The sequence below is a fragment of the Reichenbachiella sp. 5M10 genome, from assembly GCF_002742335.1.
Classification (GTDB): domain Bacteria; phylum Bacteroidota; class Bacteroidia; order Cytophagales; family Cyclobacteriaceae; genus Reichenbachiella.
Window position 1 is genome coordinate 3305124 of record NZ_MDGR01000007.1, and the last position, 15960, is coordinate 3321083.

Below are 15960 nucleotides of genomic sequence, written 5' to 3' on the forward strand. Positions count from 1 at the left end.
TTTTAATTGCAACAATATTGCATTTTAGAATTCCAAGACTTTATGTTTGCAACAATATTGCATTTAAAACATAACAATGATGACACTTATTAGAAAGTATGCGGTGATGGCCGCTCTCAGTTTATTGATTTTCTCCTGTTCGGAAGATGATGGTGATCTAGACCTAGAAGGATCTGCAAAAGAATACGCCAACATCCGCTTGGTCGTCTCTGATGCAACGACCAACACCGTATCGATCATTAGCCCTGCTACTGCGGAAGTTCAAAATTTGGATGCCACTCACGCTACCTCCAGCGTCTATCCTAGTGGTTCGGGACGTTACGCTGCGCTGGTACATCGCGCCCAAAATTTAGTAGAGTTCATAGATACGGGGCTAGAGCTACATGGCAACCATGTGGACATTCATCATGCAGAGGCAGCCTTTGGCAGTCTGACTGCTACGGGTCTATCTCCTACACACTTCAAAAGTCGCTACAACCAGCTCCTCCTCTTCAACGACGGAGACGGCACGCTATCCAGCGCATCAGAAGGAGATATCAACGAAGAGACAGACATGAAAACACTCTCCTTTGACGGGATAGCACACCATGGAGCAATGACCATCTTCAGCAATGGCAGCTACAGCGTCACAGTGAAGGACAATACTGTAGAGGGGACACTCCCAGAACGAGTCAAGGTAATCGACATTGACGGCCACACCCTCTATGCATCTGAGGTACAGACCCAAGGTATCCACGGCAGTGCTACCAACGGTGACGTAGCGCTCTACGGCTCGGTCGACGGCATACTGGTAGTGGCCTCTTCGGGCGAACAACATCTGATTGACTACCCTACAGATTTTGGTGAGGTATGGATTGGCAGTTTGAGCGAGACATTCTCTGACAACCTATTCATAGGCTCTGCCAGTGGCTTGGGACTCTACCTGATCAACATAGCCAATGAATCGATTACCGAACTGGTCGAAAACAGCGAAATCATGAAATATGCGCTAAGTCTAGACGAAACCCAACTGGCTGTACTGACCTACGAAGGCAGCTTGCAGATCTATGACTTGACTACCCAAACACTCGTGGAAGAAAAATCCGGTTTGATCCCTGCCAACGACAAACCTACTGGACATGGTGCTACCCTGCCCAATCTCGCTTTGACTGAGGGCTATATCTATATCACCCAACCTGCCACTGGAGAGATTCTGCAGTTTAGCACGAGCAGTCTCTCACATACTGCGTCATATACCGTGAGTAGTACACCACAAAGCATGGCTCTACTGGGCTATGAGATGAATTAAGTAAGATTTGAAACTTTGTCAAAGTTAAGCTGCCGATGCGTGATGGTGCTGAAGCCCAAAGCCTAACTCGTACGTTTATTTAACTTTGACAAAGTTCTACTTCCAAGATAAAAGTACAAAGACTAGCTCTCCCAATACAAGACCTCCAATCTCCCTACTGAAACCCACCCTATCATCCAGACTGAGACAACTAGCTATCTAACATAGATAGAACAAGCCCATACCATCAACTTACAATTTGTATCGTGTTTGCTTTGTGTAAGCATACCATCCCAAAAGCAACAACAAACCGCCTAGTACAGTACTCAACCAAACCCAAAGCCTCTGCTGGGGCCCTCAAGGAAAGAATAAATTGCTGATTGGTCAGCTGAGGCATTACAAATGCTGCCGAGCGAGATGGGCAGTAGCCCAGAGTCCTATCATTGAGGACGAACATTCCCATCCCTAGGCTTAAGAAAAGAGGCTGTGAAAGTCTGATGGGATGAACTGGAGCGGTGCGTAAAGAAAATATCTGTTAGATATTTTTAGCGAGAACCCGGTCTGTAGGGTAGGGATTGAGAACCACTTAGCCTGTCCTGACGAAGAAAGGATCTGGCGGTGTGAGAGGCGCACTGGCAGTCATTTGACCGTCAGCTGTCTACTCGATTAGCGGCTGCTTTTATATTCTAAAAATAAATTGTCATTTCCACCAATTGATACTAAAGATTCATTTAATAATCTATCATTAGTGTTGTCGTAGCGTCCGCTCGATGATAAGTAGCTTAACACCAAGCTCCCTTCCTCTCCTGCATACTGTCTGGCAATCCACTCTCTGCGGCTTTCTGCATTTGCTTTATCCTCCAAGATATCCGAACCTACTAGCGTATCGGTGAGAGCTGCGTTCCACCGAAGCTGGCCAAATGCTCAATTCGCACATGCACTATGACGCCATGTTATCTTCCTTTTTTCGTTTTGACAGTTTGTTCTTGGTTGCGTAGTTCAATGAATTTATTGCGATAATCTTCAAATTTGAAAGTATCCATAATCATTTTGTAGCAAAATGAAGCTTTGTAAAGTTCTGGTACATACCATTTTTGATTGGAGTTCTGTAGTTTTTCAAGCATCTCAGATGGTGCGTAATACATTACTGTTCGCGTTCCGTGTTGGTTGGAAAGTTCAGACACAAAATTAGCCAAATCAGTCGGATACATTTTTTGGTAGGTTTCGTATGGTAGCACGAACAACTTCCCGTTCGCAATAACTTTGAAAGTCACTTCGTCTTCTGTTTTCATTGTTAGAAAGCCAAGTTCGACTAGCTGATTCCAGATGTTGCCGATGTTAGGCGTTGAATCCATTGGAGAAAGTTCAACCCTCTCACCATCAACGTTCTTAATCAGATATCGCTTATAGTTCCAGATGCTATCCTGATTATATGTTAGTTCGAGGTAAGAGGAATAGAGCCAAGGGCTTGATATCGTGAACTTAAATTCGAAGATGTTCGCAGAATCGTAAGGTTTATCAAATAGAGTTGAGTCGTTGTTCGGTTCAAATGAAAACTGACATTGCCCAGTTAGTGGGCCTAAAAGTATGAGAACAACTAATATCGGCTTCATGGTGCATGGAAGACAACGCCTCTGTATCAAGCGTGGCGTGTGATTTAGTTTAAGATTCGGCTACAAGATAGCCAAATCTCTGATTTGCGCTATCCCTTTTAGATTCCATAGTGCTAATCTGAGATATGGCGAGGCTTGCAGAATGCAGAGAGTTTTCGTTTTCAGCTTAATCGCCATGATTTGATCACAGTATGTTGTATGCCTTTTTAATTTTAATTGATGCAGGACTGATTTGAAATGTTGATTGTCCGTCAAATTCAATATTCTTACCATTAGGTTCTACAAATTCTACTTCAATGCAGCTTGAATCATATACTTCTAGAATAACTCCTTCCATGCCCCTTCTGGCCACTGTATTAATATCTTCTACCAATATAAATGTATCGTATTGTTTCATTTAAAAGTCTTTTCCACAGTCACATTCTATTATGTACTTGGGCTTATAAAAGTTCATAAATAATGCTACAGCCTCTAGTGCCTTGTTGTAGTTAAAGTTAAGAGAGGTTTTGATTAAGTCATCATATTGAAGGATTGTTGGATTGGGTTTCGTATGTATTATAGCATCTCTAAACTTCTTGAGGTTCCAAATAAGTTGGTTCGAGGGTGTCTGCTTATGAAAAAAATCCTTTCCTGAAACTTCCTTTAAGACACTTGTTACCTTCGTTTTAAAATCTAGGTATTCTTGAATTTGCTGCTTGTTATATAATTCTGTCTTCTTGGACAGTTGATTTTCAAATACAAACCCATCAGGGATTTGTTGATTTATAAAAGATTCTATTGCTGTGAACAAGAATATGACAAAGCCACTTGTTGTACCGTAAAAATTGTAGATTTCATTAAGAGCAGGTTCTCCAAGGGATTTATCGAAATCAATTCTTTCTAAGAGTTTAGCTTTGGTAGCAGTTATTCTTGCTACACTTAATTGAGCATTATTAAAATAGATTAAGGTTGGGTCTGGAACAGGGAAGACAAAATGCTTTCCATTTACCTTATGTACAAAACCACCATAAATATGCCCGTTATCAGTTTCTAAAAACGCAGCACTTTTCTTGTTTTTAGTAAGTTCAGAATTATCTACTCCTTTGGTTAGATCAACTTCATAGAAGCCAGGTTGGCTAAAGTCAATATTGCCCTTTTTTGATTCAAGTAGAAATTTCTTTTTTATGTGCTTCATTTGATGCCCTACAACGTACATATAAAGTACACCATGCACTTTATATGTACTATGTATTATCCAAATCTAAAGTTTTTTTGGTTAGCTGGAGAGACAACGTAGGCTTTAGGGCGTGAAACTCCCTAAAGCCTACGAGAAGGACACCACTCTATAGCAGCCTACTCCTTCATCACTTTGGTTTGGATTTCCTCCTCTCCCGAGCGAACCGTGAGCAAGTACATGCCTGTTTGCCAAGCAGACATATCGATGGCATTGTCACCCGATGACAACTGCAAGCGAGCCAGCGCTTGACCTTCTAGGCTGTAGACGGTCGCTTCACCACTCTCATGACTCCCGATATCGATTTTCAGTTGGTTTTGCACAGGGTTGGGGTAGACTTGGACATCTATCTGCGGCGCTGACTGTGCCTCGCTGATATCCGCCACTCTCGACCCTCCATTGGACCAGACGAAGGCATCCAGTGCCCAAGTCGGCTGGCCGTTGCTCTGCCAGCAGTGCTTGCCATAGCCTGCCCAGTTGTTGTAGCCCTGTGGCTCCCAATAGAACACCCCCAAACTACCGTTGGCTGCTGATTGGTTGATGATTTCGTAGAGCGCATCGTAGGACGTAGCGATCGGTGAGGCAGCCATGCCTACTTCGCAGAGCATGGTACTCTTGCCGTAGCGGTTGGATAGGTAGCCGATGTTGTATGCGTAGTTGCTCACCGTAGATTGCCAAGAAGATCCCGGATACAGCGAAAGCCCAATAATGTCATAGGTCGCTCCATAACTCGCCAAGCCATCCAGGTTCCATTGCAACACAGACAGGTTCTCGCCATTCGCGAGATGCACGATAGTCTTTGCATTCGGGAATACCGATTTGGAGGCATTGTTCCCCGTATTGACCAACCAAGCGTAGTTCTGAAAACCATTGGTGGATGCTTTGCCCAGAGGCCACATCATCCCATCATTGGTCTCGTTACCGATCTGAACCCATTTGGGGGTTACGCCTGCATTTTTGACAGCTGTCAAAACACTGACCGTATGGTTCCATACGGCATTCATCATCTGGCTCATGTTGTAGCCTGACCATGCCGCTGGTGGAGTTTGATGGCCCGGATCTGCCCAAGTGTCACTGTAGTGAAAATCAATCATCACATCCATCCCGGCATTCTTGGCCCATACCGCTTTGGTGACGACATCACTTTGGTTGTTCCATCCACTGGCAGGATTGACCCACACACGGAGGCGGATGGCACTCATGTGGTGATCCTTGAGGATGTCATGTAGTGGTCTACTGTATCCGCTATCATCGTACCACTGATAGCCCGAGGCGATCATCTCACTCTGCCAACTGATGTCGGCTCCTTTGACGAATTGTGCGTGTGCCAAAGGAGAAATCAGGCATAGCACGAGTGCACAGAGGATGATTCCCATCCTCTTGGTTAAAAATGTAAACATAATCTAGTCTATTTAAATTAGTAGCCCCTCACTTGAGAGGCGATCATAATCATTGCTTTTCATGCTGTTGTTGTGGAAAAGAAATAATCATGGGCGCAACGGACGGTTGCGCCATAGACCTGATTCGACCTTATGCTACTTTGTCAAGCGTATGCTTTCGATGCTGTATTGGTAAGTCTCCTGTCCCCCGATAGAAATCTGTATCGATTCGATCCGAGAGATGTCTAGCTGCTCCACTACGGCACTGCGCTCGAAGTAGTAGGGCAAAAAGCCTGGGTAGGGTCTCGGTAGCGTCACCAGCTGCGTCGGTTTCAGATCTGCCAGCGCCAAACTGTAATCCTTCGCTTCTGCACCGAGCGTCACTGTCGCCCCAAAACTACTCCCGTCCTCACCGATGAGTGTGACCGTCACAGGCGTGTCGCGCTGCGAGCTTCCTCGGAGCACCAGCTGGGTATAGCCTGCCAACGCTGCGGCTCTCGCTCCGATCACATCTCCAAAATATGACCGCACCGAATAGTCCGTCATGAGGCTCTTGTCTTCGTTGGTGGGCAACTGCTCCATATCGAGGGTCAAGGTAGACTTGGCAGGCTCAGCACTCGGCAGCAATGCCACGTCTGAGGACCACACCCAGTTCAGCTCTTCAAAATCCCGCGCTGCATCGAAGAGATATAGATCCGAATCCTCGCCCACGACTCTCGTGGTATAGGTCGCCTCTTGGTAAAAATCCCAATCCTTCGGTGCGCCCATCACTCCAGCAGGATAGGTCTTCGTCTCCTCCTCAGTCTCCACGAGCAGATAATAACTGAAATACCCCGCTTTGACCGCCTCCGCAGGGACCGTCACTGCATAACTATAACCCGCCGTTCGTTGCATGTCGTAGGTCTTTGCGCCCCATGTATTGGGGAGGATTTTGACCGATGCAGGTGCGGATGCACTGACGACCTCCGCCTCTATCTCTAGTGCTGTGCCAGCGGTCACTTCCTGTGTCGCGCTGTGCAGTACGACAGTCCCTTCGAGGGTAGTCGCAGGGGCAGTGTACTCCCCTAGTCTGATGTTTTTATAGGTATCTGCTGCGCTCCACTTTACGGCTTTCCCCTTGCGGGAAATGAGGTACGTGCCGGGAGATACAGCGACAGTCTGCCCTTCTGCTTTTCCGCTCACGGCATTTCCTGTATTGATGCCTTGGATGGAAAAATCCTTTCCCAAATCGGGCAACTGCACCGTCATCGGCCAGGTATTCCATACGATATCGGCGAGCTTCTTGTCAGGGCTATTGGTGCCAAACAAGTTGTCAATCCACACGGCATCCGGCATCACCTCTAGTCTCCAGACGCCTTTCTCCAGTTGGTCGAGGAAGTAAGCCCCTCTCCCCTCGTACTGTACCACGGCAGAGTTGCCAAAGCCAGCGATCTCTTTCAATTTCTTCGTATTGGACGGTAGGGTACTCGTGTGATTCGTATAGTAGAATTTGTCCTCCGTGACCATCTCTGCTAGATCCTCCTCGTAGCTGACGCGAAAGGCTTCAAAAGACGCATTGGCTGGATAGGCCCCATAGTCCGCATATACGGGCACTTGATGAAACACCTCCGAACATATCTTCAAACTCAGCGCCTTTTGCGGAGCATATACTAGATTCATGTAGTGGGTATCGTACTCGGTATTGTTGGCAGCCATGTAGGTCGGGTCATAGGCAAAATGTGTCGCCCACTGAATCCCCGCTGTACGAAAACTCCGCGCCATGGCAGGGTAAATGTACGAGCGGCCCACGTCTGCTGCATCAAATTCGTAGACCACTTTCGCTCCTTTCTTGAAGCCCTCGTGTGCCTTGAACGGGATATCGTAGTTGTCCACGTTAGGCAAAAGGTTGCCTCCGATTTCTTCGCCAGACCCTAGTCCAGTAGGATACCACTGAAAGGTCCCACCATCGATCCCTGCTGCGTAGTAGGCATCCTCTAGGTGTATGCTGTGGCTGACGTTGTAGAAGATCGGCTTTTGGCAGCCTGTCTTCTTCATCGCCTGCACCATCTTGCTGACGAATGCCGTCACTTTCTCTATCGACTCGTCGTGGTGCGGCTCATTGCTCACCTCGAATGCCACGATATCTGGATCGTCCTTGTAGGCAACTCCTGTGTAGGGATTGACGTGATTGAGAAACTGATAGAGATAGTTGGCCTGCGCCTCTATGGCATCCGGGTGGGTCAAACAATCCTCTTTGCCGTACTTGTTGGCAAAGCCTGGTGTTTTCTCCGCTGGTTCGGGCCAGCCGTTGTCCCAAAACGCAATCGGTGTGATGAGGAACTTCATGTTGCGCTCCTTCATTTTCATGAGCATGTAATCGAACAGCTCCAAATGCTCGTTTTCGATCAAATTGCCCAACGAGTCACAGATCTCAGTGTCCCAGACGTGTACACGGTAGGCATCAAACCCCAATCGTGCAAAATGATACACATCTTTGTCGATCTCCGCTTTGATGTCTACCCCTTGGCGCATGGCCGTGCGGTAGGCATGCGCAAACGGCACGGTATAGTTGACCCCAAAACCCTGCACCTCGGTCTGGTCTGGCCAGTGCATGATTCCGTTGGCATCCACGGTCACATCAGTACGGCTACCCGTGCTGTTTTGTCCCTGCGATGTATGCACCAGCATCACCGCGATTATCATCAGATATATATGTTTCATCGTAAAAATCTTTCGCAATACACTCCCCTTCAGCCTATCTCGCGATAGCTGTCCGGTGTATTTTTCTATGTCCTTGTTTGTGCTTACTTGGCGCGTAGGGAGTCCTTACTCCTGCCCCTCATAGGTAGCGGTCATGTAGTCAAATCCGGCGTTGGCATTGCCGTCATAATCAAAAAATGCGTTGTTCTCCCAAGCAGAGCCTGTACCCCAGAGGTCCTTCATATCCGAAGAAATCCAAGCAGGCTCCCAATAAATGACACCCATTCCGCCGGCATTGATCATGCTCTGCGTGATGGATTGCAACAAATCCGATTGTCCAGTCGGCGTGTATGGATAGCCTGACAGTGCCTCTTCTCCACCGAAGAGGTTGTTGTAACTATCGTCTCCCTCGGTCGTCCATGGGTAGGCTGTCTCTAGGATCATCACGTCCTTACGGTATTTGGCCTTGAAGCCCGCAACCGTCTCCTCCAACTGCGACAAACCAATCGTCGTGTGCCACAGTGGGTAATATGAAAACCCGATGATGTCGTACCCCGATAGTCCGAGGTTGTCAAACCACCAGTCGACGTTCTTGGGATCAGCGACGTGTAGGATGACCTGAGTATCCACCGTAGAATTGGCTTCTACATCGTTGACGGCCAAGATGCCCTTGTTGATCACCGCTCTAAAATTCGTCCAACTGTCGTTGCACACGTTGCAATTTGGGAAAGCCGCTTTGGCATCCGAGTACATCATGCCGCAGTTGGTCTCATTGCCTAACTGTACGTACTCTGGCATCAGGCCTTTGTCGTTGAGATAGGTCAGTGTCTTGTGCGTGTAGTTGTAGACCGAGTCCTCTAGCACCGCGATATCTGTGATATCTGCCCATGCCTCAGGCACATACTGCTTCTCTGGATCTGCCCAGGTATCACTGTAGTGAAAATCCAAAAGTACCTGCATCCCTGCGGCCTTGCTCGCGACGATCGCACGCTCCACATCGGCTAGATCATTGTACATCTGGGTTCCGTCCTCGCCGTAGACCTCTTGTGTCCATGTCGGCGTGTGCCACAGTCTGAGCCTCACGATTTGGTTTCCCTTGTCGGCAAAAATCTTGTAAGGATTCGTCTCCTGTCCTTCTACTTGAAAAATCCCTCCTTGGTCCAAAATCTGATTGACATAAGACAAATCAGCGCCAAACTGAAAATCAACTACTTCCGGTTCTGGTTCTGGATCGGGATCAGGAGTTGATCCTTCGTCCTCACTGCAGTTCCACAGGGTCAACAACATCAAAAAGGCGAATAAGAGGTTCATCTTGGGTATCTGATTCATGTTACAAAACATCTAATTTAAACCTGAAACATTGACCAAAGGCAGCCTCTGATCAATATTTGAGGCATAAAAAGTTAAAAGTACAATATTTAAAAGCCGCTCTTCAGCTGACAGTTTTCGACAGCCCACGGCTATCTGTTTGGTTCTAAGGCTATCTCGGAGCAACTACACGCCACGAGATAGTTTAGTCATTGCTTATTGAGTCAACTCGATGGTTTTGGCTGTCAAGTCAATGGCTATCGCATAGCTACCGGTCTCTCCCACTACTACAAAATTGCTGTCTGCATCTTCGTTGTCTCCGAGCACTTCCGTCACCGAACCTTCGGCGAAGTAGCTGTACCCGAACACAGGGTCACTCCAGTTGTCCATTTCGCCAAAGAATCTAAACGAAGACCCGTTGGTAAAATCGGTAGTCCCTTCGAACTTGCCATCCCCGAGATAAGTCAGTTCGTAGGCTGTCCCAAAAGACCACCCTTGGTCATCTCCCACCAAAAACAGCGTCGTGACTTCCGTTGGTGTTTCTTCCTCTTCCTCCTCCTCTTCTTCTTCTAACTCTCCAGCGACCATCTCGATCGTCTTCTCATTGAGGTTCACTGTGATCGTATAAGCTCCCGTGGCTGCACCGTTGGTGAAGTTGTTGTCTGCAGGTCCGCCGTCCGTCAAATCAGCAGGAATCGTACCTCCTTCGAAGTAGGTATAATTGTACTGTGTAGCAGCCCAATCGGCGTGCTCAAAGAATCTCCAAATACTCCCCTGTGTGAAAGTGGTCGTCCCTTCGAACACACCCGGAGCAATCGCTCCCAACTGGAAAGCCGTATTGGTATCCCATCCCTGGTCATCACCAATGATATACAGCGTCGGCGCATCTTCCATCGTGATGGTCTTGGTGTTGAGATTCACAGTGATCTGATAATCTTGATCAGTGCTCGTATACTGGAAGTTGGCATCACCATCCCCCGAATTGATCAACACATCGGGTATCGTTCCACCTTCGAAATAGTCTGCATTCCACTGGGTAGCATCCCAAGCCGGCGTCTCGAAGAATCGGAAAAATCCGTCAGCCACAAATGGGCCGATACCTATGTACTCACCTGGACCTGTACTCTCCAAAACCATCGGAGCAGCCAAGTCCCAATTTTGGGCATCCCCTATCAAATAGATCGGAGGAAATGTCGTTGCGTAAGTCGTGATTGATGCAGAGATGGTATTGGAAGCAACAGGATCAACTCCCTCACCAATCGATGACACCACTCTAAAATCCACAGCATACGCCTCCTCTGGCATAGCACCCAAACTCAACAACGCAGTATTCAACGCACCTTGAGTCAGAGACAAGGTATCTTCCTGCGTCGAGCCCAGTGCCATGGCATCTGAGAAATCACTGCCTGATGGAGCCACTTGCAACTGATATACAACCGATGCAGAGAATCCATAATCCGCTGCAGTCCATTCGAATGTATCGAATGCATCACCTGCCTCCTCATACAAAAAAACGTAACTACTTGAGGGCAATGCTGACAGTTCGTTGACTGCCGCGTCCGTATCTAAGATGGCCTTTTCGACGAGTTCTTCTTCACAACTCGACATGACCAAAGCCAGCAATAGCGCTGTATATATTTTAAGAATATTCTTCATGTCTTTCTATTTTAATAACCGTCAGTTGGAGTAAGATTTGGGTTGGCTACCAGCTGTGCTGAAGGCACTGGGAACACGTCTCTAAAACTACCTGTAGCCATTCCATCTTTCACTTTCCCTTTCCAAGGCCACTGATAGGTCCCGTCTGTGAACTGCTCAAAACGCACCAAATCCGTACGTCTGTGTCCTTCCCAGTAGAGTTCTCTCGCTCTTTCATCCAAGATGAAATTCAAGTCCAAATCTGCATCGACTATATTCCCAGAGTTGTCTCCATAGGCGCGTGTGCGCAGCGCATTGACGTAGGTCAAAGCCTGTGCACGCGACCCACCTTGTCCACCACGTAGCACTGCTTCGGCATACATCAAGTAGGCATCCGCCAATCTAAACAGTGGAAAGTCAGTATCTACCTGCACACTCTGATTGGAGTCCGATAGGTCACCATTCAATTTTCTATTTCTATACTTGGTGATCGCATACCCATCCGAAAACAGTCCGATATCGTTGATTTCCAAACTCTGTCCGTCTGTCCAAAACAAAGCTCTCGTATCGTTGGTCAAATCAAACTTGTTGACCAAAGCAGAGGTGGTTCTCAAACCGGACCACGCATCGCCTGTCCCAAACATCCCTAGGGCATCCATCGATCCACCGATTTGTGAGTGCAGTAGGTACACCATGCCTCCCCAAGTCTGCGTCTGCAACCCATCGTAAGTAATCGGAAAAATCATCTCCGGACTGGTATGGTTGTCCGCCACAAAACTGTGCATGTAGGCCGTCGGGATTGTATACCCCGCAGCAAGCACGGGCTGCAAGGCTGTCAAACACTCATCGTATCTCGATTCACCAATGTATACTTCGGCGTTGAGGTACATTTTGGCCAAGAGCATCCCTGCTGCTCCTTGGTCGGCACGGCCATACTCGAAGCGTGCATCGCCCAACAACGGCAGGATTTCCGTCAACTCATCCACTACATAGGCAAACAAATCTTCTCTCGTGATACGCTCAGGAAAGAATGCTCCTGGCAAATCCTCCTCCGTCACAAAAGGCATCGCGCCAAACAAGTCCACTCCATGAGCATAGGCCAAAGCACGCAAAAATCTCGCCTCGGCATGAAACCGCTGAACTTCCGCTTCCGAATGTCCTGCAGCAGCACGCAAGTACTCGTTGCACAGTGCTACAGTGTACATGATCCGTGAATGCATCGCAGCGATGAATCCATCGTTGGCCGTCCATGTATGCCAGTGAAAATCCTTGATCGTCGCATCGTTCCATGAGAGGACTGCTTCGTCGGTCGTCAACTCTTGATGATTCCAATACTGACGCAAGTAGTTGCCAAACCCTTCGTCGATCCCTTCGATATCAGGATATCCATCGGGTCCTTGCTGTCCACTGAGTGCCAGTGTTGCATAGAGCTTTGCCAGCCCCTCTTTATAGTCTGCAGTAGTCGTATAAGCCTTGTCAGCACTCACTACGTCTGGATCGGTAGGGCTGACATCCAAATCATTGACACAAGACACGAGTGTCAGTATGCACAACAATAGGATCGATGTATAAATATTATTTGCTTTCATTTTAATGCGCTTTTGGGATTAAAAATTAAGATTTAGACCAACGAGATAGGTTCTAGGTCTTGGGTAGATGTTGTTGTCTATGCCACCATCTACCTCTGGATCCATGCCCTCATAGTCTGTAATCACGAAGGCATTTTGAACCGTGAAGCTCAACCTTGCTTTCAGCTTGTCTGCAAACAGACCATCCATGGTGTATCCCACACTGATGTTGTCCATTTTGAAGAAAGATGCATCCTGCACATACATATCTGACCAATACTGTGGGATGGTAAACCCAATCTCCGCAGCACTCTGTCTGATGTTTCCAAAGTATCCGTTGGCAGAGGACTGGTACAAGCTAGAGAGGCTGTTGTCTGCCAGGCCATTGTTGTACACATAGTTGCCGATACTCCACCTTCCCGAAAAAGAGAAATCGATGTTTTTGTAGTTCAACCTAGAGTTGACACCTACCAGAAAATCCGCATTTGGATTTTGGTTGTGGTACTTGTTGTTCTGATTGCTGATGACATCACCACCTTCACCCGAGCGATCTACATAGATCCCCTCGATGGGGTTGCCGTTGGTGTCATACACTTGCTGAAAAGTATAAAAAGCATACGGCGCATGATCTACAGTCAAGATCTGGATCCTATTGTCTGTACCCCCAGCAATCGCTCCTACGAGCACTCCTGGGTCGTTGGGATCGTTCGTTTTGCTCAACTGCGTGATTTCTCTCGTGTTGTAGGTAAAGTTCGTGCCCACAGACCAAGTAAAATCTGCTTTGGAGACAAGGCGACCTGTCAGAGACAACTCCAACCCATTGATATCCATCGACCCGACATTGGTCACGAGGTAGTTGCTCAAATTGCTCCCATCTGCAATCGGAATATTGTTGAGTAGATCATCCGTCGTCTTTTGATAGTATTCGATGCTACCCGAAAGTTTGTCATCCCAAAAGCCGAAATCCAAGCCTATGTTGTAAGTCGTCGTTTCTTCCCACTTGAGGTTGGCATCATATGCCGCTGGACGCAAGGTCTGATAGTATTGGTTGCCAAACTGCACCGATGCACCTGTAGTACTTCGGAGGTACTTGGCGATCGCTGGGTAGTATGGGTCTACCAAATCAGGTGACAAGCCTTGCTGTCCAGTCACCCCGTATCCCAATCTCAATTTCAACATAGAGAGTGACGATACACTCTCAAGGAATGACTCATTGTGGAGGTTCCAGGCAAGTGCTAATGAAGGAAACATCCCCCACTGGTTGTCCCCAATGAATCGAGACGAACCGTCCTGTCTCAAGGTAGCTGTAAGGACGTAGCGGTTGTCATAGTCATAGATCAAACGGCCATAAAACGACACCAAGAAGTTTTCGTCCGAATCCTTCGTATCCTGTACCACTTGCGTACCGTCCGTGTTGCGATCAAAGGTCGTCCCGTCTCTCTCCCAGTGCTGCCAAGAGTATCCACCGATCACATCGATGCTGTGGGCTCCTATTTTCTTGTTGTAATTGAGATAAAACTCCAACAACTCTGAATTGGAATTGCTGGTATAGTCGAGCAAACGACCGTTGTCTCCGGTGTAGTCTCTGTACGTCCAAGTCGTGCCAGGTAGTGCATTGTCTACACCTGTAGTACTCGTACGGTCCATACCCAAATTGAGGTTGGCCTTCAAGTCTGGCAAAAAGTGAAACTTGTAATCCAACTGCACATTACCTATAAAGCGGTTGACATCCGCCGTGTTCTCTCTCAGCTCTAGCATCGCTACTGGGTTGCTGATGAAGGTATTGGCAGGTCCCTCTGGGTCGATGCTACCATCAGGCAGTGTCGTGGTGGTGTAGGCAAAGTAGCCTTCGTATCTGCTGTTGCCGTTGTAGACCGGTTGTGTCGGATCAAAATTGACCGCAGCACCAACTGCTCCCTCATCCCCGAAGTTTGAATTGGCAAACGTCCCTTTGGCATTGACATTGACCTGTAGGTGATTGTCCAACAAACTAGGACTCAAATTGAGCGACACAGAATGTCTGGTCGTAGAAGTCGTCTTGAGGATACCGTTTTGATCGGTAAACCCGTATGACGCACGGAAAGGAATCCCTGCCGCTGCACCAGACACACTCAAATTGTAGTTTTGCGAAACCGCATTTTCAAAAATCTCCTTTTGCCAATCGGTATTCTCTGCGCCCAATTTGGCCACCGCCGCGTCATCGATCCCCGTGAATCCCGCATCATGTAGATCGTTGACCAATGTACGGTACTCATCGCCCGTCAATACATCCACATACTTGGTAGGAGTGCTGACAGACACTTGACTATTCAAGTTCACTTTGAGTTTGCCTGAGTTTCCCTTTTTGGTCGTAATCAAGATGACACCATTGGATGCTCTTGAGCCATAGATGGCTGCCGCTGAAGCATCTTTCAAGACTGTGAATGATTCGATATCGTTAGGGTTCAAGGTATTGAGAGGGTTGGACAATCCACTCACAGCACCATCGTCTATTGGGAAGCCATCGATCACAATCAAAGGGTCATTGGTCGCACCACCCAGTGACGAACCTCCTCTGATCCGGATGGTCGACGCGCTACCTGGCGCACCGCCTGCGCTCGTCACCGACACACCCGCCATACGACCTGTCAATAGGTCCTGTGGAGAAGTGGTCACTCCTTGGTTGAAATCAGCGTCACCCAAGGTGGCTACTGCTCCCGTCACGTCATCTTTCTCGACCTCTCCATAGCCAATCACGACGATCTCGGATAGAGTCTCAATGTCCATATCCAACACGACATCTATGGTAGATCTCCCTGCCACGGCTACTTCTGAGGTCTCGTACCCCACGAAAGAAAATACCAAAACGGCTTCTTCGGATTTGAGAGTCATGGAAAACTGCCCATCGAGATTGGTCACCGTACCATTGGTCGTACCCTTCTCTAGGACACTGACTCCCGGCATGCCCCCTGCCTCGTCAATGGCGGTCACCGTACCTGTCACGCTCTGTTGAGCTAAGGCAGTCACTGCCCCCAGTAGGATGAAACAAATTGTTAGTAATTGCTTTTTCATACGCTCATGCTTATTAGTTTAATAGTAGTTTCAAATAATCGAATTCAAAACTAGATTTTCACTCTTTCAACTACTTGTACAAATCATACACAAACTATGAACTTTAATTCATTTCCATGCTATAAAGCATGTTTCAGCCTGTTTATGTACAAATTAGCGGATCGGTTGAGCTTAGGTCTGACACGACGTATGAGGACGGTTGATCCCTCACACCTACAATCCATTGGTTATATTGCAGGCAGATTTT

At 47.6% G+C, this 15960-nt stretch carries 10 protein-coding genes; 1 reads left to right on the forward strand and 9 read right to left on the reverse strand.

Features of this window, described 5'->3' with window-relative positions; translation table 11 throughout:
* Positions 1–76: 76 nt before the first annotated feature.
* Entirely contained in the window at positions 77–1288 is a 1212-nt protein-coding gene (locus BFP72_RS13170) for a hypothetical protein (protein WP_099599573.1), read from the forward strand.
* A 932-nt stretch (positions 1289–2220) separates the two neighbouring features.
* Here BFP72_RS13170 and BFP72_RS19025 read toward each other — a convergent pair.
* The 9 genes from BFP72_RS19025 to BFP72_RS13215 all read right to left on the reverse strand — a co-directional run bounded on the left by BFP72_RS19025 (position 2221) and on the right by BFP72_RS13215 (position 15713).
* Positions 2221–2559 (reverse strand): hypothetical protein, encoded by a 339-nt coding sequence (locus BFP72_RS19025; RefSeq protein WP_143520067.1) that lies wholly within the window; start codon positions 2557–2559, stop codon positions 2221–2223.
* 505 nt (positions 2560–3064) lie between these two features.
* The gene (locus tag BFP72_RS13180; protein WP_099599575.1) at positions 3065–3277 is read right to left on the reverse strand and encodes a hypothetical protein; all 213 of its coding nucleotides are present in this window, start codon (positions 3275–3277) and stop codon (positions 3065–3067) included.
* Entirely contained in the window at positions 3278–4054 is a 777-nt protein-coding gene (locus tag BFP72_RS13185) for a hypothetical protein (protein ID WP_143520068.1), read from the reverse strand.
* A gap of 158 nt (positions 4055–4212) precedes the next feature.
* Positions 4213–5493, reverse strand: a complete 1281-nt coding sequence (locus BFP72_RS13190) for a glycosyl hydrolase 53 family protein (protein WP_143520069.1) — start codon at positions 5491–5493, stop codon at positions 4213–4215.
* 135 nt (positions 5494–5628) lie between these two features.
* Positions 5629–8172: a hypothetical protein gene (locus BFP72_RS13195; RefSeq protein ID WP_143520070.1), complete on the reverse strand. Its 2544-nt coding sequence runs from the start codon at positions 8170–8172 to the stop codon at positions 5629–5631.
* Positions 8173–8277: 105 nt separating this feature from the next.
* Positions 8278–9480 carry a glycosyl hydrolase 53 family protein gene (locus BFP72_RS13200; protein WP_099599579.1) on the reverse strand — a complete coding sequence of 401 codons (1203 nt, stop codon included), beginning with the start codon at positions 9478–9480 and terminating at the stop codon, positions 8278–8280.
* Between the two features lie 195 nt (positions 9481–9675).
* A complete protein-coding gene (locus tag BFP72_RS13205) occupies positions 9676–11115 on the reverse strand; it encodes a SusE domain-containing protein (RefSeq protein ID WP_099599580.1) in 1440 nt (479 codons plus the stop codon).
* An 11-nt stretch (positions 11116–11126) separates the two neighbouring features.
* Entirely contained in the window at positions 11127–12683 is a 1557-nt protein-coding gene (locus BFP72_RS13210; protein ID WP_099599581.1) for a RagB/SusD family nutrient uptake outer membrane protein, read from the reverse strand.
* Positions 12684–12701: 18 nt separating this feature from the next.
* Complete coding sequence (locus BFP72_RS13215; RefSeq protein ID WP_099599582.1) at positions 12702–15713, reverse strand: TonB-dependent receptor; 3012 nt, start codon at positions 15711–15713, stop codon at positions 12702–12704.
* Between the last annotated feature and the right edge of the window lie 247 nt (positions 15714–15960).

Bases quoted from the DNA above. Each gene is read 5' to 3' on its own strand.
- BFP72_RS13170 (WP_099599573.1), top strand. From the start codon at position 77: ATGATGACACTTATTAGAAAGTATGCGGTGATGGCCGCTCTCAGTTTA.
- BFP72_RS19025 (WP_143520067.1), bottom strand. From the start codon at position 2,559: ATGAAAACAGAAGACGAAGTGACTTTCAAAGTTATTGCGAACGGGAAG.
- BFP72_RS13180 (WP_099599575.1), bottom strand. From the start codon at position 3,277: ATGAAACAATACGATACATTTATATTGGTAGAAGATATTAATACAGTG.
- BFP72_RS13185 (WP_143520068.1), bottom strand. From the start codon at position 4,054: ATGAAGCACATAAAAAAGAAATTTCTACTTGAATCAAAAAAGGGCAAT.
- BFP72_RS13190 (WP_143520069.1), bottom strand. From the start codon at position 5,493: ATGTTTACATTTTTAACCAAGAGGATGGGAATCATCCTCTGTGCACTC.
- BFP72_RS13195 (WP_143520070.1), bottom strand. From the start codon at position 8,172: ATGAAACATATATATCTGATGATAATCGCGGTGATGCTGGTGCATACA.
- BFP72_RS13200 (WP_099599579.1), bottom strand. From the start codon at position 9,480: ATGAATCAGATACCCAAGATGAACCTCTTATTCGCCTTTTTGATGTTG.
- BFP72_RS13205 (WP_099599580.1), bottom strand. From the start codon at position 11,115: ATGAAGAATATTCTTAAAATATATACAGCGCTATTGCTGGCTTTGGTC.
- BFP72_RS13210 (WP_099599581.1), bottom strand. From the start codon at position 12,683: ATGAAAGCAAATAATATTTATACATCGATCCTATTGTTGTGCATACTG.
- BFP72_RS13215 (WP_099599582.1), bottom strand. From the start codon at position 15,713: ATGAAAAAGCAATTACTAACAATTTGTTTCATCCTACTGGGGGCAGTG.